We start from the raw sequence: 19,415 nt of genomic DNA, 5'->3' as shown, positions 1-19,415 counted from the left end.
TGAAGAGACCCGACGGGCGACAGCTGACGGTACGTCAGAATCAAGCTTCCCCAGCATGTCTCCGGCATGCTCTCCCGCCGGGTCCGGGGGCCGGCGCCGCCGGTGACATTTGTACCGGCCGGGCCCGTACGTCCCGGCCCTGCCGCGTCAGGGCCCGGGACCGTAGCGTCGGGACCGGCCGCACAGCACGGGTGCGGTGGACACGGGAGACGGAAACGGGGACGGGACCATGACAAGGTCGTTCGAGGACTGGCGGCGGGCGCAGGCGTGCCGACGGGCCGCCTGGCGCTCGGCCTTCCGGCAGGCCCGGGAGCAGCAGCGGCAGTGGAAGGCCGACAAGGAGGACCTCAAGGAGCGGTACCGGGCGGTCCACGAAGCGGGAGACGGGCGCGGCCGCCCGGCAGGGCGGATCGCCGACGACGAGGCGGGCCCGCCGGCCAGCGGCTTCACGCTGATGCCGTGGCTGCTGATGGGGATGGGCGCCATCTCCAACCTGTTCCACGGCGAGACCCCGAACCCGTGGATCGGCGGCCTCGGCCTGCTGACGTTCAACTCCCTCTACATCTACGTCTCGTTCCGCTCCTTCGTGAAGGAGACCCGGCGGGCGGCCTCCACCCGGGCGGCGCTGGCCTTGATGGCCCTGGTGACCTGCGGTCTCGCGCTCGCCTACGGCGACAGCTGGCTGCTGTTCTTCCCGCTGCTGGGCCTCGCGACGGGCGCGGCCCTGCGCGGCCCGCACCTGCGCGGCATCGGGACCGCGCTGGCCGTGGTGGCGGGGGTGGTCTCGGCCTTCCACGACGGCTGGGACGGCCTGACGATCGCCTACGCCACCTGGATCTCGACGATGGTGACGGCCGCGATCCTCTCCCTCTCGGAGGCCGTGCGGGAGCTGCGCGCGGCCCGCGAGGAGCTGGCCCGCCGGGCGGTGGAGGAGGAGCGGCTGCGCTTCTCGCGCGATCTGCACGACCTGCTCGGCCACACCCTCTCGGTGATCGTGGTGAAGTCGGAGGCGGCCCGGCGTCTGGCCCCGCGTGACATGGACGCGGCCCTCGCCCAGGTGACAGACATCGAGGCGGTCGGCCGCCAGGCGCTGACCGAGATCCGGGAGGCGGTCACCGGCTATCGCGAGGGAAGCCTGGCCGGCGAGCTGGACCGGGCCCGCTCGGCGCTCACGGCGGCGGGCGTCGACCCGTCGGTGACCCGGTCCGGTCCGCCGCCGGACCCGCAGAGTTCGGCGCTGCTGGGCTGGGTGGTGCGCGAGGCGGTCACCAACGTCGTCCGGCACAGCGGCGCGACCCGGTGCCTGATCACACTCGCGGCCGCCCCGGGTCGGATCCGGCTGACGATCACGGACGACGGCCGCGGCCGGCCGGACGTGACCGGCGACGACGGCCGCGCCCCGGTCGGCGGCACCGGCCTGACCGGCCTGCGCGAGCGCCTCGCGGCGGCGGGCGGCTCCCTGACGGCGGGCCCGGACCCGCGCGGCGGCTTCACGGTCACGGCGGAACTGCCGGTCGAACCGGCGGAGGGGCCCCCGGCAGGACCTCAGGCCGGGTCGCGCAGTGGTCTGACGGCGGGAATCAGGGTGGACGGCAGCACGACGACGGACGGCGACCCGGACGGCACCGGCACCGGCACCGGCAGCGCCGGCGGGGACGCGGGCCGGGCGGTGGACGGCGGGGCGGGCCGGGACGGGAAGCGGGGCGAGGCGGCATCGTCCGCGGCGCCGGATTCCGTCGGCACGGTGCCGTCCGTCGCCGTCGGCCCTAACCTTGGGCCGTGAACGAGACGCCGGGCGGGCCCGTGAACGAGATGCCCCGCCCTCACCGCCCCGCCAAGTCGATCAGGGTGCTGCTCGCGGAGGACCAGGGGATGATGCGCGGCGCGCTGGCCCTGCTGCTGGGCCTCGAACCCGACATCGAGGTGGTCGCCCAGGTGGGCGCCGGCGACGCGATCGTCGACGCGGCCCTCCTGCACCGCCCCGACATCGCTCTCCTCGACATCGAACTGCCCGGCATGAGCGGTCTGGACGCGGCCGCCGAACTGCGCGAACAGGCCCCCGACTGCCGGGTGCTGATCCTGACGACGTTCGGCCGGCCCGGCTACCTGCGCCGGGCGATGGAGGCCGGGGCGGCGGGCTTCCTGGTCAAGGACGGTCCCGTGGAGGAGCTGGCGGCGGCGATCCGCCGGGTGCTGACCGGCGAGACGGTCGTCGACCCGGCGCTGGCCGCGGCCGCGCTGAGCGCCGGTCCCAATCCGCTGACCGCCCGTGAGCGCGACGTCCTGAAGGCGTCCGTCGACGGCGCGACGGTCGCCGACATCGCCACGAGGCTGCACCTGTCGGAGTCCACCGTCCGCAACTACCTGTCCTCCGCCATCGGCAAGACGGGCACGCGCAACCGCATGGAGGCGATGCGCGAGGCCCGGCAGCAGGGCTGGCTGTAGGCCCGGGCCGCGAGACGGGCAGCGGGCAGCGGGCGGCGGACTACCGGCGGCACCCGACGGACAGGCCGCGCGCGCCCTACAGTCCGGCCGCCTCGGCGACCGCGCCGCCCGTGCGGCGCAGCACGCGCAGCGAGCCGGTGGCCGAGACCTCGGTGAAGGCTCCGGACTCCAGGGCGCGCAGGTAGACGCGGTAGGGGGCCTGGCCGGTGAACTCGTCGACCGGGTCCGGGAACACGTCGTGGATGACGAGGAGTCCGTTCTCGGCGACGTGCGGGGCCCAGCCCTCGTAGTCGGCGCTCGCGTGCTCGTCGGTGTGGCCGCCGTCCACGAAGACGAGCCCGAGGGGCGAGTTCCAGAACGCGGCGATCTGCGGCGACCGTCCGACGAGCGCGACCACGTGTTCCTCCAGGCCCGCCCGGTGCAGCGTCCGGCGGAAGGCGGGCAGCGTGTCCATCAGGCCGATCTGCGGGTCGACCGTCTCCGGGTCGTGGTACTCCCAGCCGGGCTGCTGCTCCTCGCTGCCCCGGTGGTGGTCGAGCGTCAGGGCGCTCACCCCGGCCCGGCGGGCGGCGTCCGCGAGCAGGATCGTGGACCGTCCGCAGTAGGTGCCGACCTCCAGCAGCGGCAGCCCGAGCCCGCCCGCCTCGACCGCGGCCGCGTAAAGCGCGAGTCCCTCGTCCACGGGCATGAATCCCTTGGCCGCCTCGAACGCGGCCAGGATCTCGCGCTCGGGCGCAACGGTCGCGGGGGTCGCGGTCATGGGGGTCCTTCCGGTGGTACGGGGGTGTGGGCGCCCATGCTGCCGCACCCCCCGGCGCCGTCGCGACAGGGGGTGCGGAAAGGAGGGGGACCAGGACTGCCGGACGGCGTTCACCGTCCCCGGCGCGCCGGGACGGTCAGGCGTTGACCGTCTCGCCCGGCAGGGCCAGGTCCAGGTCGACGGGCCGCTCGTCGCCCGCGTGGGTCGCGGAGCTGGCGAGCGGGCCGTGTCCCGCGGCCTTCGCGGCGAGGACGTAGGCGCCCTGGGCCGGGACCGCGAGGGCGTAGCTGCCGTCCTCCTGCGAGAGGGTCGCGCCCGCCTGGCGGCCGCGACGGTCGATGAGGGTGACCTTGGCGCGGGCGACCGGAGCTCCGCCGGCGTCCAGGACCCGGCCGCGGAAGCCCCGCAGGGCCTCCTCGGCGCGCTCCAGGTTGGCGTCCTCCTCGCTGCTGGCGCGCAGCTGCGGCACGGCCGACGGGCGCTGCTGCCGGGGCAGGAACAGGGCGAGGACGAGGCCCACCGCCACGGCTGCCGTGGCGATCAGGAAGGACACGCGGAAGCCGTGCATGGTCGGGACGGCGACACCGCCGACGTCGTTCGCCGTGTTGGCCAGTACCATGCCGATGACGGCGCTGGACACCGACGTGCCGATGGAGCGCATCAGGGTGTTGAGGCCGTTGGCCGCGCCGGTCTCGGAGGCCGGGACCGCGCCGACGATCAGCGCGGGCAGCGAGGAGTAGGCGAGGCCGATGCCCGCTCCGAGGACGACCGCGATGACGAGGCTCTGCCAGGCGGCGCTCATCAGCCCGAGGCCCGCGCCGTAGCCGATCGCGATGATCAGCATGCCCAGGATCAGGGTGAACTTGGGGCCGTACCTGGCGGACAGCCGGGCGTAGACGGGCGCGGTGATCATCATCGTCAGGCCGAGCGGCGCGACCAGCAGTCCTGCGACGACCATCGACTGGCCGAGGCCGTAGCCGGTGGCCTTCGGGAGCTGGAGCAGCTGCGGCAGGACCAGGGAGACGACGTAGAACGAGACGCCGACCATGATCGAGGCCAGGTTGGTGAACAGGACGGCCGGACGGGCCGTGGTGCGCAGGTCGACCAGCGGCGCCTTCACGCGCAGCTCCATCACGCCCCACAGGACGAGGACGACGGCGGCGGCGGCGAACAGGCCCAGGGTGGTGCCGGAGGTCCAGCCCCAGTCGCTGCCCTTGGTGATCGGCAGCAGGAAGAGGACGAGACCGATGGAGAGGCCGATCGCGCCGGCGACGTCGAAGGTGCCCTCGGCGCGCGCCGGCGACTCGGGGACGACGAGGAGGGTGAGGACGATGGCGAGGACGCCGAGGCCGGCCGCGCCGTAGAACAGGGCGTGCCAGTCGGCGTGCTGGGCGATCAGGGCCGCGAGCGGCAGGGCGAGGCCGCCGCCGACGCCGATCGAGGAGCTCATCAGGGCCATGGCCGAGCCGAGCTTCTCGCGGGGCAGCATGTCCCGCATCAGGCCGATGCCGAGCGGGATCGCGCCCATGGCGAAGCCCTGGAGGGTGCGCCCGGCGATCATGGTGAGCAGGTCGCTGGTGAGCGCGCTGACCAGCGCGCCGACGACCATCACGGCGAGGCTGGCTATCAGCATGCGCCGCTTGCCGAACAGGTCGCCGAGGCGGCCCATGATCGGGGTGGCCACGGCCCCCGACAGCAGGGTCGAGGTCAGGACCCAGGTGGCGTTGCTGGGCGCGGTGCCCAGGAGCTGCGGCAGGTCCTTGATGACGGGGACCAGCAGGGTCTGCATCACCGCGACCACGATGCCCGCGAAGGCGAGGACCGGTACCACGGCTCCGCTCGCCTCGCGGGTCGGCCGATCGGTGGTCGTGTGCGTCATGAGGAGGTGCCTCCGGGCGGTGGTTCGGCGATTACATGGGAGCTGAACCTGTATGCACGGGCAACTATTCCGATGCTTCGGCGTACTAACGATTTCTTTGTCTTCTCTTGACGCAACCGCTCAGCGGGCCGGCGTCCCCAGGATGCCGTTCAGCAGCACGTCCAGACCCCAGGAGTCCCGGTCGCCGGACGAGAACAGGGCGGCCCGCAACGCGGTGATCGTCGGGTAGCGGTCGGCGGGCAGGGCCGCGTACCGGCGTTCGGCGTCCGCCACGGCGCCGCTCTCGTCGCCGCCCCGGGAGACGCGGGCGCTGTGTTCGGCGGCGGCCGCGGCCATGTGGAGATAGAGGAGGTCGACGGCCCAGGCGGCGGTGACGTCGTCCACTCCCCCCTGTTTGAGGAGGGCGAGCACGCGGTCGAGGACGAGCAGGGCGTTGTCGCCGGTGGGGATCGCGCCGAGCGCGACGGCGGCCAGCCCCTCGTGCCGGCCCATCGCCTCGACGCCCGCCGCGACCAGGGCCCGCAACTGCTCGCGCCAGGTGCCCGGCGCGGTGAGCGGGACCAGCGCGAGCGCCTCGTCCAGCATCGCCGCCATCAGGTCCTCGCGGTGGGCGACATAGACATAGAGGGACGCGGGCCCGGTGTCCAGCTCCCTGGCGACCCGGCGCATGGTGAGCGCGTCCAGGCCTTCGCGGTCGAGGATGGCCAGCCCCGTGCGCACGATCAGCTCCCGGCTGAGAGGCGCCTTCGCGGGCCGTGCACGCCGGCTGACCGGCCCGGCGGCGGAGGACGAGCGCGAGTCGGTCGCCCCGGACCCCGCGTGCGTCTCGGAGCCCAGGGACGGCGCAGAGGCCTCGGGCGGCTCGGGCGGCTCGGGAAGTTCGGAGGTCACGCGGGTCACGGAGGAGAGGGTATCCGCGCACGGGCAAGGGGGGCCGACGCGGACGAGGATCGGGGCGGACGCCACCCACCGGGGCGGGCGCCGGCCGGGGCCTCCGCCGGAACGAATCCGCCGCGCCACCAGCCCCCTGCCCCGCAAACCTTTTGACACGAACACCGTTCGTTTCCTAGCGTGCCGGACGAACGTCGACGAACACCGTTCGCCACGAACATCGTTCGCTCCATCCACCTCCCCAGGGGGAACCACATGATCCTGATCACCGGCGGCCGCGGCGCGATCGCCACCGAGCTGCTCGCGCTGCTGCACGCGGACGGTCTGCCCCTGCGGGTCGGCTCCGCCCGGCCCGCCGACCTCGCCCCGCCGCCCGGCGTCGAGACGGTCGCGCTCGACCTCACCGACCCCGCGACCTTCCCGGTCGCGCTGGCCGGCGTCACCTCCGTCTTCCTCTACGCCAGCGCCGAACGCGTCACCGACTTCGCCGAGCAGGCCCAGCGGGCCGGGGTCGCCCATGTCGTCGTGCTGTCCAGCTCCAGCGTCCTGGGACTGCTCGGCTCCGAGCCGGAGGACGACGCGCTGGCCGCCTCCCACCTGGCCGTGGAGCGCGCCCTGCTCGACTCGCCGATCGAGACCACCCTCCTGCGGCCGGGCGCCTTCGCCTCCAACGCCACGGCCTGGGCCTGGCCCGTCAGGTCCGGAAACCCCATCCCCCTGCCGTTCCCGGGCGCCCACACCGACCCCGTCCACGAGAAGGACGTCGCCGAGGCCGCCCGCGCCGTGCTCACCGACCCCCGGCTCCGCGGCGGCCGTTTCACCCTCACCGGACCCGAGTCGCTGACGTTCGCCGAGCAGATCGACCGCCTCGGCGCCGTCACCGGCCTGGCGATCGCGTACGAGCACATCACCCCCGAGCAGTGGAAGAAGGAGATGGCCGAGCACATCCCGGCCGCCTACGCCGACGCCCTCCTCGCCTGGTGGCGGTCCACGGACGGCAGGCCCGTCGCCCTCACCCGCGATGTCGAGGAACTGACCGGCCATCCGGCCCGCCCCTTCACCGCCTGGGCCGCCGACCACATCGCCGACTTCACGGCGCCCTGACCGGCGGCCGCCGTGGAGAATCTCCGCCGGGCGAGGCAACGATCCGGGGCTCTCATGGCCTCCTTTGAACATCTAGGAGGTGCTCATGGGGGATCGGAAGCAGGACCGGGACGCGGAGTTCCGGGCCTTCGTCGTCGGCCGCTGGCCACGGCTGCTGCGCACGGCGTTTCTTCTCACGGGGGAACAGCACGCCGCGGAGGACCTGGTCCAGTCGACGCTGGAGCAGGTCTTCGTGGCCTGGCGCCGAGTCGCCGCGGCCGACGAACCGGAGGCGTACGTGCGGCGCGTGATGGTCAACTCGCACGCCCGCAGGCACCGCCGGAAGCTCCGGGAGTTCCTCGCCCCGAAGGACGACGGCGCGCGGCTCGCCCACGAGGTCGCCGACACCGGTGATCTGATCACCCGGGCCGACGACCGCCACACCCTGCTCAAGGCGCTGGCCGCGCTGCCGCCGAGGCAACGGGAGGCGGTGGTCCTGCGCTACTGGGAGGACCTGACCGAGACGCAGACGGCCGAGGCGATGGGCTGTTCGGTCGGCACGGTGAAGAGCAACGCGGCCAAGGGGATCGCGAAACTGCGGGCCATACCGGAACTGGCGGACGCGGTGGCGCACGGAGGGCGGAAGTGATGGACGCGGACCGGGAGACGAACCACGACATGGCACACCACGACATCGCCCTGCTGCTGGCCGACGCCGCGGACGAGGTGGAGATCGGCATAGCCCCCACCCAGGCGCTGATCCGTGGCGGGCGCCGCCGCAGAGCCCGCCGCTGGGCGGTCGCGGCGGCCACCGCGCTGGTGGTCGGCGGCTCGACGGGGGCGCTGGCGGTGACCGGACTGTCCGGCGACGGCGGTGAACGCACGGTCCCCGCGGCGACCCGGCCGGCCGTCTCGCAGACCCCGGCGCCGGTGCGCCCGGCCGACAGGGTCGTGCTCGCGTCCGGCACGGACGGGGGAAAGCGGTGGCAGGTCGCCCTCGACGTCTGGCCGGCCCCGGCAGACGTCCGCGACGCCCGGGCCACCGTGGTCGCGATGGCGCGGGACGGCGAGACGCCGACAGCCGTGAACACCCCGGCCGACCTGGTCGGCAAGAGTGCGTACTTCGTGCTGCGCGGCACCGGCGAGACACGGATCACCCAGGAGATGCTGACCCTGCACGGAGTCACCACCGAGGCCGACGCCCTGCACGGCCGGGACGTCGACGCCGTCGCGGTGCCGCTCTCCCCCTCCGGCCGGGGCCCCGCCCGGCTGGTGATCGGCAAGGTGGCCAAGTCCGCCCGGCAGGTGACGTGCACCTGGAAGAACGGTGCGAAGACCGAGGTCGGCAGGGGCGCGGCGACGGCCGGCCGCGCGGGCGGCGCCCCGGCGATCCGTACGGTCGACGGCTCCCCTTACGACTGGTTCGTGTGCCTGGCTCCCGCGGCCACCGCGTACGCGTCGGCGGAGGTGACGCGCTGAGGGTGCCCGTGACAGACGCCGGTTAGGGTGGCACGCGTGTCGTACTCAGGCCCGCACTCCGACCCCTACGGCCCCTCCGACCCCTACCGTCCGTCCGGCGCCTTCGGCTCGGACGGCCCGGACGGCTCGGACCGGCCCCGGCGGTCGCGGCTGCGCCGTCCGCTGACCGTGGCGCTCGCCGCGCTCGTGCCCGGCGCGCTGCTGGGCTGGCTGGCGTACGGGGCGCTGGGCGGTACCGGGAGCGGCGGGGACGGCGGGGCGCGGGCGGGAGCGGGCGTCTCCAGCGCCCCGGCGAACGGTCCGGGGACCGGCTCGACCGGCGACGACCGGCCGGACACCCTCTCCGCGCCGCCGAGCAGCGCCGCCGCCCCTCTCGCCGGCAAGGTCGTCGTCATCGATCCGGGGCACAACCCGGCCAACGCACGGCACACCGGCGAGATCGGCCGGCAGGTGGACATCGGCACCAACCGCAAGGAGTGCGACACCACGGGGACGGCCACGAACGCCGGTTACAGCGAGGCCGAGTTCACGCTGGACGTGGCCCACCGGCTGCGCACGCTGCTCCAGCGGCAGGGCGCGACGGTGAAGCTGACGCAGGACGGGGACCGGCCGTTCGGGCCGTGCGTCGACGAGCGCGCCCGCATCGGGAACGCGGCGCACGCCGACGCAGTCGTCTCGATCCACGCCGACGGCTCGGCGGCCGGCAACCGCGGCTTCCATGTGATCCTCCCGGCCGCGGTGCACGCGGGCGCCGCGGACACCCGGGCCGTCGTCGGCCCGTCGAAGGCCCTCGGGAAGCTGATCGCGAGCGACTTCGCCCGTTCCACGGGCACTTCGGCGTCCAACTACATCGGAGACGGCACCGGTCTCGTCACGCGCAGGGACCTCGGCGGTCTCAATCTGTCAACGGTTCCCAAGGTGTTCATCGAGTGCGGGAACATGCGCGATAGCAAGGACGCGGCGCTGCTGACCAGTGGCGTGTGGCGGCAGAAGGCGGCGCAAGGGATGTCTGAGGGAATCGTGGGTTTCCTGCACGGGTCGTGACCTGGGCGCGGATCCCGGCGGACAGCGCGATCGTGCGGACGATAATGTCGTCCCTACGATGAGGGGCCACCCCCGCGCTCACACCGGGGCCGACGGTGATCTGGTGACAGCGACGCCTCTACCGATATGTGCATGCGTGTGCCGATGACGAGACGACTGACGAAGGACCTGAAGTGAATATCCGCTCCCTCACTCGAGGCGACGGCGTGGTGATCGGAGCAGCGGTACTGCTGTTCGTCGCGTCGTTCCTCGACAACTACTCGATCGACGGGATCCCGGACAGCTACGACCTGCCGAACCTCTGGAACAGCGGGCCCGTGCTGTTCGGCGTCGTGCTCGCGGGGATCATCGGCGCCGCTCTCGTGGTCGTCAGCAGGGGGCTGCCGCAGCCGCCCAAGGTCTTCGGACTCGACCTGCGCCAGTTCGGTGTGGCGTTCACGGTCTTCGCGGCGTGGAGCGCCCTCGGCAACATCTTCGACCCGTCCGGCGGTTACGACAACGTCGGCGACAGCTCGAACGCCCCCGACGCCGGCGCGGGTCTGATCCTCGCCCTCATCGCCACGCTGATCCTGGCCGGCGCCGCCGTCGCCACGCCGCTGGTGCCCGCCCTCCAGGCCGGTCTCGTCCCCGCGCCGAAGCCGCAGGCCCCGCAGCCCTACGGCGCGCAGCCGCCCGCCGGTTACGGCTACCCGGGCGCGCCGCAGCCGTCGGCGTTCGGCGGCCAGCCGCAGCCGGGCCAGCCGGGTCAGCCGGGCGGTCAGTCGTTCGGCGGGCAGCCGGGTCCGGCGCAGCCGGCGTCCGGCGACTTCTCGCCGTTCTGGTTCGCCGTGCCGGTGCCGCGTCCGCTGTACGCGGAGGACGGCGCGCCGACGCCGATCGCCGAACTGGCTCCGGGCACCTGGTACCTGGCCGTCGAGCAGGGCGCCCAGGGTCTCGTCGCGCAGACCCAGGACGGCCGGCGCGGCGTGCTGCGGGACGCCTCCGGCATCCAGCGCGGCTGAGCGTCCGCCCCCACGGGGCGTCGCACCACGGCAAGCAGGCCCCTCGCCCTTCCGGGCGGGGGGCCGTTGTCGTACAGTCGCAGACCCCTGTGACTGACGGACCGTCAGGAGGCTGTGATGCGGCTCGGTCTGGCGCTCGGCTACTGGGGCCGCGGCCCCTCCGCGGACCATGTGGAGCTGGCCCGGGAGGCGGAGCGGCTCGGGTACGACTCGGTGTGGACGGCGGAGTCTTGGGGGTCGGACGCCTTCACCCCGCTCACCTGGATCGCCGCCCGCACCTCACGGATCGGGCTGGGCACGGCGGTCGCGCAGATGGCGGCCCGCTCCCCCGCCACGACCGCGATGCACGCCCTCACCCTGGACCATCTGTCCGGGGGACGCATGACGCTGGGGCTCGGACTGTCCGGCCCGCAGGTCGTCGAGGGCTGGTACGGCCGCCCCTTCCCCGCGTCGCCGCTGACCGCGACCCGCGAGTACGTGGACGTCGTCCGGCAGGTGCTGCGGCGGGAGGCCCCGGTCGAGTCGGACGGCCGGTTCCACCCCCTCCCCTACCGGGGCCCCGACGCGACCGGGCTGGGCAGGGCCCTGAAGTCCATCACCCACCCGCTGCGGCCGGACCTGCCGGTGCTGCTCGGGGCGGAGGGGCCGAAGAACGTCGCGCAGACCGTGCGGATCGCCGACGGCTGGTTGCCGCTGTACTGGTCGCCGAGCCGGCCGGACGCGTACGGCCCGGGGGTGCGGGAGCTGCCGGAGGGCTTCCGGGTGGCCCCGATGGCACGGGTCAAGGTGTGCGACGACGTCGCCGAGGGGCTTCTCGCGGTCAAGGCCATGCTCGGCTTCTACATCGGCGGCATGGGTCACGCGACCCGCAACTTCCACGCCGACCTGATGGCGCGCATGGGGTACGAGGAGGAGGCGCGGCGTGTCCAGGAACTGTTCCTGACGGGCCGTCGCGAGGAGGCCGTGCTCGCCGTGCCGGACGCGTTCGCCGACGAGATCTCCCTCGTCGGACCGCGCGAACGCATCGCGGAGCGGCTGGAGTCGTGGCGCAAGGGCCCGGTGACGGACCTGCTGGCGGTGGCTCCGGACCCGGTCTCGCTGCGGGTCCTGGCGGAGCTGAACTCCTGAGCGCCGGCGCGCGGCCGGGGGTCGGCAAGTGGCCCCGGGGCGCCGAGGTTTCATTCGGAATCGAACGGCAATCCGGATGGCATGTCTCGATATCGCAGTGGTTCCAACTCGGCAGGAACGGTCATAGCGGTCGTCGCGGACGTCATGGCCGTCATCCTGGGGCTCTGGATCCTCATGTATCTGCTGGACGCCAACCGGGGGAACGACCTGGTCCAGTTCGTCCACCACGCGGCCAACTGGCTGGCCGGCTGGTCCCGTGACCTCTTCACGTTCGACGAGGCGTGGGCCCGGGTCGTGGCCGGTTACGGCCTGGCGGCGGTGGTGTACCTGTTCGTCGGCCACGCCATCGCGAACCGCGTCCACCGCCACTGAGGCCTGAGTACCGCTCAGGCGCAGCAGTCCGCTTCCAGTCCGGAGGGCAGCTGCTCTCCGCCGAAGACGGCGCAGGTGGCCTCGTGGCCGCCCAGGGCCGCGACGGCGAGCAGCAGCGAGCCCGCCGTCCAGCTGGTCAGCTCCCGGGGCCAGATCGCCTCGTCCTCGAACACGAACCCGGTCCAGTACAGCCCCGACTCCGCGTCCCGGAGGTGCTGGATCGCCTGAAGGATCTCCAGCGCCCGGTCGGACTCGCCCATCGCCCACAGCGCGAGGGCGAGTTCGGCCGATTCGCCGCCGGTCACCCAGGGGTTGGGCACCACGCAGCGCACGCCCAGGCCGGGGACGACGAACCGGTCCCAGTCCGCCTCGATGCGGGCCTTGGCCTCCGCGCCGGTCAGCGCGCCGCCCAGGACGGGGTAGTACCAGTCCATCGAGTAGCGGCCCTTGTCGAGGAACCGTTCCGGGTGGCGCCGTATGGCGTGCCGCAGGGCGCCCGCCGCCAACTCCCAGTCGGGCTGCGGCTCTTCGCGCTGTTCGGCGACGGCCAGCGCACAGCGCAGCGCCTGGTGGATCGAGGAGGAGCCGGTGAGCAGCGCGTCGGCGGTCGGCGTGCCGTCGTCGTCGCGCCGCCAGCCGATCTGCCCGCCGGGCTGCTGGAGCCGCAGCACGTACTCGATCGCCGCGTACACCGTCGGCCACATGCGGTCGAGGAAGGTGTCGTCGCCGGTGGACAGGTAGTGGTGCCAGACGCCGACGGCGATGTAGGCGACGAAGTTCGTCTCCCGCCCCCGGTCGGTGACGGCGTCGAAGTCGCCGTCCTGGTAGGCCGCGAACCAGGAGCCGTCGTCGTTCTGGTGCCGGGCCAGCCAGTCGTAGGCGCGCTCGGCGGCCTCGTGCTCGCCGGCCGCGTCCAGGGCCATGGCGGCCTCGGTGTGGTCCCACGGGTCGAGGTGGTGGCCGCGGAACCACGGGATGGCGCCGTCCTCGCGCTGCACGGCGAGGATTCCGGCGACGGTCGCGGCGGCCTGCTCGGCGGTGAGGACCCCGGTCAGGACGAGGTGTTCTGTCCGGGGCGTCGTCACTTGGCGTCCGCCTCGGACAGCGTGGGCAGATGCGGCTTGGTCGCGTAGGCCACGAAGCTCTTGCCGATGAGCGGGTTCAGCGCCTGCTCGGCGACCCGGGTCGCCAGCGGCTTCTTCATGATGTCCCACACCAGCAGCTTGTGGTAGGCGCGCACCGGCAGCGCCTTGTCGTTGTCGACGCCGAACGCGCACTTGAGCCACCAGTACGGCGAGTGCAGCGCGTGGGCGTGGTGGGTGCCGTACGGCTTGAGGCCGGCCTCGCGGATCTTCCCGAGGAGTTCGTCCGCCTTGTAGATGCGGATGTGGCCGCCCTCAACCTCGTGGTAGGCGTCGGAGAGCGTCCAGCAGACCTTCTCGGGGCCGTAGCGCGGGACGGTGATCGCGATGCGGCCGCCCGGCTTCAGCACGCGCACCATCTCCGCGAGGACGCCCTTGTCGTCCGGTATGTGCTCCATGACCTCGGAGATGATGACGACGTCGAAGGACTCGTCGGGGAAGGGCAGGGCGAGGGCGTCGCCCTCCATGGCGGTCGCGGTCGCGCCCTCGGGGGCCTCCCCGGCCTCCTTCATCGCCGCGAACCACTTGGCGACCTCGCGGATCTCCTCGGCGTTCTGGTCGAGGGCCACCACCTGCGCGCCGCGCCGGTAGCACTCGAAGGCGTGCCGGCCGGCCCCGCAGCCGAGGTCGAGGACCCGGTCTCCCGGGGCGAGCGGGAACCGGGAGAAGTCGACGGTCAGCACGTGGCCCTGCTTTCGCGATCGGATGCTTCGGTTACGTCGGCGGCGGGAGCGCCGCCGGTGGCCCGGGCGTCGACGGCCTCGGGAGCGGAGGGGGCGGAGGAAGCGACGAGCGACGCGGGGGACGCCGCCGTGCCCGCGTCGGCGGTGACGGCGCCGGAACGGCTCGGTGCGGACCCGGGAGCCGGTGCGGACCCGGGGGTGCGTCGGGTGCGGCGGTCGTCGGCCATCGCCTCGCGGTAGCGGGCCACGGTCCCCTCGGCCGCCCGCGCCCAGGTGAACCGCTCCAGCACCCGCTGGCGTCCGGCCGCGCCGAGCCGGGCCCGTAGTGCGGGGTCGCCGAGCAGCCGGCCCAGACCCGCGGCGAGCGCCCCCGCGTCGCCGGGCGGCACGGCCAGGCAGGTCTCCCCGTCCCGCCCGGCGACCTCGGGGATCGCCCCGCCGGTCGTGGCGAGCAGCGGGGTGCCCGTGGCCATGGCCTCGGCGGCCGGCAGGGAGAAGCCCTCGTAGAGCGACGGCACGCAGGCGACTTCTGCCGAGCGCACCAGGTCGACCAGTTCGGCGTCGGAGATGCCCTTGACGAACTCGACGGCCCCTTCGAGGCCGTACCGCTCGATCGACTGGGCGACCGGCCCCTCCTGCGGGCGCTTGCCGACGACCACGAGGCGCGCGTGCGGGTGCTCGGTGCGCACCTTCGCCAGGGCGTCGACGAGATGGACGAGGCCCTTGAGCGGCACGTCCGCGCTGGACGTCGTCACGATCCGGCCCGGTATGTGCGCCACGGCGGGATTCGGCGAGAACAGGTCGGTGTCGGCGCCGATGTGGACGACGTGGATGCGGTCGTCGCGGACGCCGAGGTGGTCGACGATCTCCTGGCGGGAGGTGCCGGAGACGGTGAGCACGGAGGGCAGGCGGCGGGCGACGCGCTTCTGCATGGCGGTGAAGCCGTACCAGCGCCGCACGGAGTACCGGCGCCGCCACCCCTCGGCCGCGTCCAGCTCCAGCTGCCGGTCGACGGTGATGGGGTGGTGGATGGTGGTGACCAGAGGGGCGCCGACGTCACCGAGCAGGCCGTAGCCCAGGGTCTGGTTGTCGTGCACGACGTCGAACTCGCCGCGGCGGGCGCGCAGATGGCGGCGGGCGCGTAGCGAGAAGGTCAGCGGCTCGGGGAACCCGCCGGTCCACATCGTCGCCACTTCGAGGGCGTCGATCCAGTCGCGGTATTCGCCCCGGCCGGGGGTGCGGAAGGGGTCCGGCTGGCGGTAGAGGTCGAGGCTGGGCAGCTCGGTCAGCGACAGCCGGTCCTCGTGCCCCGGGTCGAGGACCGGATAGGGCTGCGAACCGATCACCTCGACGCTGTGCCCGAGGCGGGCGAGTTCGCGCGAGAGATGCCGTACGTAGACGCCCTGGCCACCGCAGAACGGGTTTCCCTTATAGGTGAGGAGCGCGATCTTGAGCGGTCGCCCGCCGTCAGCGGCAAGGTCATGCCGAGACCCTGCCTGACTGGCCTCAGCGGTCACCCCGGGCCCCCTTCTGCCTGCATTGTCCCGCGAGACTACGTGGGACGCTAATCTAGAACAAGTTTCAGACTTGATCGTTCGGGAGGCTCTGAATCTACCGGCAGGTACGAGCGCTGTGAGCAGTGGATCAGGTGATTCACGCCACCACCGATCACCCGCCGAGCCGTATGATCACCGCCCCCTCACCGACTGTCACCACGACTGTCACGGAACGGACCGGAACGGGACCCATGTCTGCGGAAGCCACCCCTCAGCGCCCCGCGCACTCCGCCCTCACCGAGCGGCAGGAGGCGCGCCGCCGCCGCATCCTGCACGCGAGCGCGCAGCTGGCCAGCCGGGGCGGTTTCGACGCGGTGCAGATGCGCGAGGTCGCGGAGTCCTCGCAGGTCGCCCTCGGCACGCTGTACCGCTACTTCCCGTCCAAGGTGCATCTGCTGGTGGCCACCATGCAGGACCAGTTGGAGCACATGCACGGCACGCTGCGGAAGAAGCCGCCGACGGGCGAGCGGGCTGCGGAGCGGGTCGCCGAGACGCTGATGCGCGCGTTCCGCGCCCTTCAGCGCGAGCCGCATCTGGCCGACGCGATGGTCCGCGCGCTCACCTTCGCCGACCGCAGCGTCTCGCCGGAGGTCGACCAGGTGTCGCGTCAGACGACGGCGATCATCCTGGACTCGATGGGTCTGACCGACCCCACCCCCGAGCAGCTCTCCGCGGTCCGCGTCATCGAGCACACCTGGCACTCGGCGCTCATCACCTGGCTGTCGGGCCGCGCCTCCATCGCCCAGGTGCGGATAGACATCGAGACCGTGTGCCGGCTGATCGACGTCACCGACCCCGCGGCGGCTGCCCCGACCGAGCCCCCGGCAACCGGGTAGCCCCACGAGCACTCGCCGCGGGGCGGCCGTTCTCATGGCACGGGCCCGTGTCACGGCACTGTTGATCGTCTTCTGAACGGCCCCTAGGCTCCCCTGCCCATGGACAGGGGGGAACAAGACCAGGGGCGGCGGCCATGGCGTGACGGACCGGTCGTACGTCGTGCGTCCGCGGTTCTGCTGGCCGGGGCGGGTCTGGTCGTTCTGGGCACGGTGTTCGTCGTCCTGCCGGGGATGGTGGTCGATCACGATCTCGCCGGGGCGAGCGTCACCGCGCAGGATCGGCTCGCGGCGGTGAACGATGTGCGTACGACCCTTCTCCAGGTGGTCGGCGGCCTGGTCGTGCTCTTCGGCGCGTACGCCACCTGGCGGCAACTACGGGTGAGCCAGGACGGTCTGCGCGCCACCCGGGAGGGCTACGTCACCGACCGGTTCAGCCGGGCCGTCGACCAGCTCGGCAGCGACAAGCTGGACGTGCGCATCGGCGGGCTGCACGCGCTGTGGCGGATCGCGGAGCAGTCCGCCCGCGACCGGGAGGCCATCGTCTCCATCCAGGCCGCGTATCTGCGGACCCATCTGCCCTGGCCGCCCGCCGGGCCCGGATCACCGGCGGCGGACGTGCCCATCAACGACGTCGCGCCCCTGGAGACCCGCGCCGCCGACGCCCAGGTGGCGCTGACCGCGCTCGGCGTACTGTGCGAGCACCGGGAGCAGTCCTGGGTCAATCTCAGCCTCACCGACCTGCGCCGCGCCGACTGCGACGGACTGTGGTTCCCCGAGGTCAACTTCGACCGCGCCTGCATGGAGGCGGCGGGCCTGTACCACGCCGACCTGACCCAGGCGTCCCTGGTCTCGGTCAACCTGCGGCACGCCGACCTCACGACCGCGGTTCTCCGCCGGGCTCGCTGCGTCCTGGCCGATCTGCGGGCCGCGAAGCTGGTCGGAACCGATTTGCGGGACGCCGATTTCACCGAGACCGACCTGCGCGAGGCGAACCTGCGCAAGGCCGACGCCCACGGCGCGGTCTTCCGCCGCGCCGACCTGCGCATGGCCGACCTGCGCGGCGCCGACCTGAGCACCGCCGACCTCGTCGAAGCCCGCCTGACCGGCGCGCTGGCCAGCGAGCGCACCCGCTGGCCCGCCGGCTTCGGCCACACGGCCGCCGGAGTCGTCGACACCGAGGACCCCGGCCCCGAGCCCTCGCCCCTGCTCCAGCCGCCGGGGATGACGCAGCCGGCGCCACCGCTGCGGTCCGCTCCCTGACCGGCGTCACTCCTCGGGCGGGAACACCGGTTCGCCGTTCCGGGCCAGGGTGATCATGATCGCCTCCACCGGGCAGCTCTCCGCCGCAGCCAGCACCCGTTCGTTGGCGTCCGTGTCCGGGGCGGCCGGACGGGACTGACGTGCGGTGTCCAGGCGGAAGCCGTCCGGCGCGTGGTGGACGCACTGGGCGGAGCCGATGCACAGGGACCGGTCCACCTCGACGTGCCACCGGTCGGCCGTGCCTGCGCCGGGACGCTGTGCCGTGGGAGGCGCCTCCACCCCACTCACCCCTCCCAGCCCGCCGGCAGATGGATCATCTTGTGTTCGAGGTACTCGCCGAAGCCCTCGGGCCCGAACTCCCGCCCCAGGCCGGAGTTCTTGTAGCCGCCGAACGGGCCGAGCATGTCCAGGCTGAAGGTGTTCACGGAGTACGTCCCGGTGCGGACCCGGCGCGCGACGTCGACGCCGTGTCCGACGTCGGCCGTCCAGACACTGCCGCTGAGCCCGTAGTCCGAGTCGTTCGCGATCTTCACCGCCTCGGCCTCGTCGCCGTAGGGCAGCAGGCAGATCACCGGGCCGAAGATCTCCTCGCGGGCGATCCGCATGGAGTTGTCGACGTCCCCGAAGAGCGTCGGCTCGACGTACCAGCCACGTTCCAGGCCCGCCGGGCGCCCGCCGCCGGTGAGGATCTTCGCGCCCTCCTCCTGGCCGATGCGGATGTAGTCGAGGCTGCGGCGCTGCTGCCGCTCGGCCACCAGCGGGCCGAGCTGGGTGGCCGGGTCCAGCGGGTCGCCGACCACGAGGGCGTCCGCCGCCGCGGCGAAGGCGTCCGCGAACTCGTCGTAGCGCGAACGCGGGAGCAGGATGCGGGTCTGGGCGACGCAGGCCTGGCCGTTGTTCATCCAGGCGGCCGCGGCGATCTGGGGGACGGCGGTGGCGAGGTCCGCGTCCGGCAGGACGACCGCCGCGGACTTGCCGCCCAGCTCCAGGGTCACCCGGGTGAGATGGCGGGACGCCACCTCCATGACCCGCTTGCCTGCCGCGACCGAACCGGTGAACGACACCTTGTCCACGCCCGGATGCCCGACCAGGTACTCGCTCACCTCGCGGTCCGCCGGGAGGATCGACAGCACGCCCTCCGGCAGCCCGGCCTCCCGCGCGATGTCCGCGAGGACGTAGGCGTCCAGCGGCGACTCGGGGGACGGCTTCAGGACCACCGTGCAGCCGGTGAGCAGCGCGGGAGCCAGCTTGGCGGCGGCGACGAACTGCGGGACGTTCCAGGGGACGACTGCCGCGACCACCCCGACCGGCTCGCGCCGCACGAGGATCCTGCCGAGCACGCCGTCGCGCCGCTCCTCGTAGGTGAAGCCGCGGGCGACGGTGATCGCCGCGTCCCAGACCATCATCGCGCCGAGGGCCTGCGCGAGGACGCTCCAGGAGTACGGGGAGCCGTTCTCGGAGGAGATGACGCGGGCCAGTTCCTCGTGCCGCGCGAGGATCCCGTCCTTGATCCGGCCGACGACCTCGATCCGCTCGTCGAGCGGGAGGCGGGGCCAGGGGCCCTCGTCGAAGGCCTGCCGGGCGACGGCGACGGCCCGGTCCACGTCCGCCCGCGAGGCGTGCGGCACCCGTCCGATGACCTCCTCGGTGTGCGGTGAGATCACCTCGATGACGTCGTCGCCCAACGGGTCGGTCAACTTCCCGCCGATGAAAAGCTTTCCGTGTTCCACGAGCTCGGCCATGGCCACTGCCCTCATTTTCTGACGGTGTTTCAGGAACTGATACCAGTTCCCGCCCGAGTAAGCCAGGGCTGCTACGGAAGCAGCCTCCACCAGCGGATTTACCGCCGACGGAGG

The 19,415-nt window shown here is 73.1% G+C and carries 19 protein-coding genes; 11 read left to right on the top strand and 8 right to left on the bottom strand.

Going from position 1 to position 19,415, the window contains the following annotated elements; genetic code table 11:
- The first annotated feature begins 229 nt into the window (after nucleotides 1-229).
- Nucleotides 230-1,783, top strand: coding sequence for a sensor histidine kinase (locus ACGFSH_RS03540; RefSeq protein ID WP_393344547.1), 1,554 nt, complete (start codon nucleotides 230-232; stop codon nucleotides 1,781-1,783).
- A gap of 29 nt (nucleotides 1,784-1,812) precedes the next feature.
- Complete coding sequence (locus ACGFSH_RS03535; RefSeq protein WP_393345464.1) at nucleotides 1,813-2,445, top strand: response regulator; 633 nt, start codon at nucleotides 1,813-1,815, stop codon at nucleotides 2,443-2,445.
- Nucleotides 2,446-2,521: 76 nt separating this feature from the next.
- On the opposite strand, the gene ACGFSH_RS03530 is transcribed toward ACGFSH_RS03535, so the two are convergent.
- From ACGFSH_RS03530 to ACGFSH_RS03520, 3 genes are all read right to left on the bottom strand, one after another.
- Nucleotides 2,522-3,205, bottom strand: a complete 684-nt coding sequence (locus ACGFSH_RS03530) for a class I SAM-dependent methyltransferase (RefSeq protein WP_393344545.1) — start codon at nucleotides 3,203-3,205, stop codon at nucleotides 2,522-2,524.
- A 136-nt stretch (nucleotides 3,206-3,341) separates the two neighbouring features.
- Nucleotides 3,342-5,084, bottom strand: a complete 1,743-nt coding sequence (locus ACGFSH_RS03525; protein WP_393344543.1) for an MFS transporter — start codon at nucleotides 5,082-5,084, stop codon at nucleotides 3,342-3,344.
- A 120-nt stretch (nucleotides 5,085-5,204) separates the two neighbouring features.
- Nucleotides 5,205-5,984: a TetR/AcrR family transcriptional regulator gene (locus tag ACGFSH_RS03520; protein ID WP_393344541.1), complete on the bottom strand. Its 780-nt coding sequence runs from the start codon at nucleotides 5,982-5,984 to the stop codon at nucleotides 5,205-5,207.
- A gap of 246 nt (nucleotides 5,985-6,230) precedes the next feature.
- Between ACGFSH_RS03520 and ACGFSH_RS03515 the strand changes: the two genes are divergently transcribed.
- From ACGFSH_RS03515 to ACGFSH_RS03485, 7 genes are all read left to right on the top strand, one after another.
- A complete protein-coding gene (locus tag ACGFSH_RS03515; RefSeq protein ID WP_393344539.1) occupies nucleotides 6,231-7,079 on the top strand; it encodes an NAD(P)H-binding protein in 849 nt (282 codons plus the stop codon).
- An 85-nt stretch (nucleotides 7,080-7,164) separates the two neighbouring features.
- Nucleotides 7,165-7,707 carry a SigE family RNA polymerase sigma factor gene (locus ACGFSH_RS03510; protein WP_393344537.1) on the top strand — a complete coding sequence of 181 codons (543 nt, stop codon included), beginning with the start codon at nucleotides 7,165-7,167 and terminating at the stop codon, nucleotides 7,705-7,707.
- Nucleotides 7,707-8,537, top strand: coding sequence for a hypothetical protein (locus ACGFSH_RS03505; RefSeq protein WP_393344535.1), 831 nt, complete (start codon nucleotides 7,707-7,709; stop codon nucleotides 8,535-8,537). The genes ACGFSH_RS03510 and ACGFSH_RS03505 overlap by 1 nt, the downstream gene beginning before the upstream one ends.
- Before the next feature lie 36 nt (nucleotides 8,538-8,573).
- Nucleotides 8,574-9,581: an N-acetylmuramoyl-L-alanine amidase gene (locus ACGFSH_RS03500; protein WP_393344533.1), complete on the top strand. Its 1,008-nt coding sequence runs from the start codon at nucleotides 8,574-8,576 to the stop codon at nucleotides 9,579-9,581.
- A gap of 173 nt (nucleotides 9,582-9,754) precedes the next feature.
- Nucleotides 9,755-10,582, top strand: coding sequence for a hypothetical protein (locus ACGFSH_RS03495; protein WP_393344531.1), 828 nt, complete (start codon nucleotides 9,755-9,757; stop codon nucleotides 10,580-10,582).
- Between the two features lie 117 nt (nucleotides 10,583-10,699).
- Complete coding sequence (locus ACGFSH_RS03490; RefSeq protein WP_393344530.1) at nucleotides 10,700-11,710, top strand: LLM class F420-dependent oxidoreductase; 1,011 nt, start codon at nucleotides 10,700-10,702, stop codon at nucleotides 11,708-11,710.
- Between the two features lie 81 nt (nucleotides 11,711-11,791).
- Entirely contained in the window at nucleotides 11,792-12,082 is a 291-nt protein-coding gene (locus ACGFSH_RS03485) for a hypothetical protein (protein WP_057583141.1), read from the top strand.
- Nucleotides 12,083-12,096: 14 nt separating this feature from the next.
- Here the strand turns inward: ACGFSH_RS03485 and ACGFSH_RS03480 are convergent, their stop codons facing one another.
- Genes ACGFSH_RS03480 through ACGFSH_RS03470 form a run of 3 tightly spaced genes read right to left on the bottom strand, consistent with a single transcriptional unit; the run spans nucleotide 12,097 to nucleotide 15,424 of the window.
- Nucleotides 12,097-13,167 (bottom strand): prenyltransferase, encoded by a 1,071-nt coding sequence (locus tag ACGFSH_RS03480; protein ID WP_393344527.1) that lies wholly within the window; start codon nucleotides 13,165-13,167, stop codon nucleotides 12,097-12,099.
- Nucleotides 13,164-13,907 carry a class I SAM-dependent methyltransferase gene (locus ACGFSH_RS03475; protein ID WP_393344524.1) on the bottom strand — a complete coding sequence of 248 codons (744 nt, stop codon included), beginning with the start codon at nucleotides 13,905-13,907 and terminating at the stop codon, nucleotides 13,164-13,166. Before ACGFSH_RS03475 ends, ACGFSH_RS03480 begins: the two co-directional genes overlap by 4 nt.
- Entirely contained in the window at nucleotides 13,901-15,424 is a 1,524-nt protein-coding gene (locus ACGFSH_RS03470) for a glycosyltransferase family 4 protein (RefSeq protein WP_393344522.1), read from the bottom strand. Before ACGFSH_RS03470 ends, ACGFSH_RS03475 begins: the two co-directional genes overlap by 7 nt.
- Before the next feature lie 230 nt (nucleotides 15,425-15,654).
- Here ACGFSH_RS03470 and ACGFSH_RS03465 point away from each other — a divergent pair, with 230 nt between their 5' ends.
- Nucleotides 15,655-16,299 carry a TetR family transcriptional regulator gene (locus tag ACGFSH_RS03465; protein WP_393344520.1) on the top strand — a complete coding sequence of 215 codons (645 nt, stop codon included), beginning with the start codon at nucleotides 15,655-15,657 and terminating at the stop codon, nucleotides 16,297-16,299.
- Nucleotides 16,300-16,398: 99 nt separating this feature from the next.
- Nucleotides 16,399-17,559 carry a pentapeptide repeat-containing protein gene (locus ACGFSH_RS03460; protein WP_393344518.1) on the top strand — a complete coding sequence of 387 codons (1,161 nt, stop codon included), beginning with the start codon at nucleotides 16,399-16,401 and terminating at the stop codon, nucleotides 17,557-17,559.
- Nucleotides 17,560-17,565: 6 nt separating this feature from the next.
- On the opposite strand, the gene ACGFSH_RS03455 is transcribed toward ACGFSH_RS03460, so the two are convergent.
- Nucleotides 17,566-17,838: a ferredoxin gene (locus tag ACGFSH_RS03455; RefSeq protein ID WP_393344515.1), complete on the bottom strand. Its 273-nt coding sequence runs from the start codon at nucleotides 17,836-17,838 to the stop codon at nucleotides 17,566-17,568.
- A gap of 5 nt (nucleotides 17,839-17,843) precedes the next feature.
- A complete protein-coding gene (locus ACGFSH_RS03450) occupies nucleotides 17,844-19,301 on the bottom strand; it encodes an aldehyde dehydrogenase (RefSeq protein WP_393344512.1) in 1,458 nt (485 codons plus the stop codon).
- Nucleotides 19,302-19,415: the final 114 nt, after the last annotated feature.

The sequence above is a fragment of the Streptomyces sp. NPDC048481 genome (assembly GCF_043200075.1).
Classification (GTDB): domain Bacteria; phylum Actinomycetota; class Actinomycetes; order Streptomycetales; family Streptomycetaceae; genus Streptomyces.
This window is presented reverse-complemented; position numbering and strand designations above follow the sequence as displayed.

Bases quoted from the DNA above. Each gene is read 5' to 3' on its own strand.
- ACGFSH_RS03490 (WP_393344530.1), top strand. From the start codon at position 10,700: ATGCGGCTCGGTCTGGCGCTCGGCTACTGGGGCCGCGGCCCCTCCGCG.
- ACGFSH_RS03535 (WP_393345464.1), top strand. From the start codon at position 1,813: ATGCCCCGCCCTCACCGCCCCGCCAAGTCGATCAGGGTGCTGCTCGCG.
- ACGFSH_RS03450 (WP_393344512.1), bottom strand. From the start codon at position 19,301: ATGGCCGAGCTCGTGGAACACGGAAAGCTTTTCATCGGCGGGAAGTTG.
- ACGFSH_RS03515 (WP_393344539.1), top strand. From the start codon at position 6,231: ATGATCCTGATCACCGGCGGCCGCGGCGCGATCGCCACCGAGCTGCTC.
- ACGFSH_RS03525 (WP_393344543.1), bottom strand. From the start codon at position 5,084: ATGACGCACACGACCACCGATCGGCCGACCCGCGAGGCGAGCGGAGCC.
- ACGFSH_RS03460 (WP_393344518.1), top strand. From the start codon at position 16,399: ATGGACAGGGGGGAACAAGACCAGGGGCGGCGGCCATGGCGTGACGGA.
- ACGFSH_RS03510 (WP_393344537.1), top strand. From the start codon at position 7,165: ATGGGGGATCGGAAGCAGGACCGGGACGCGGAGTTCCGGGCCTTCGTC.
- ACGFSH_RS03530 (WP_393344545.1), bottom strand. From the start codon at position 3,205: ATGACCGCGACCCCCGCGACCGTTGCGCCCGAGCGCGAGATCCTGGCC.
- ACGFSH_RS03505 (WP_393344535.1), top strand. From the start codon at position 7,707: ATGGACGCGGACCGGGAGACGAACCACGACATGGCACACCACGACATC.
- ACGFSH_RS03465 (WP_393344520.1), top strand. From the start codon at position 15,655: ATGTCTGCGGAAGCCACCCCTCAGCGCCCCGCGCACTCCGCCCTCACC.
- ACGFSH_RS03540 (WP_393344547.1), top strand. From the start codon at position 230: ATGACAAGGTCGTTCGAGGACTGGCGGCGGGCGCAGGCGTGCCGACGG.
- ACGFSH_RS03485 (WP_057583141.1), top strand. From the start codon at position 11,792: ATGTCTCGATATCGCAGTGGTTCCAACTCGGCAGGAACGGTCATAGCG.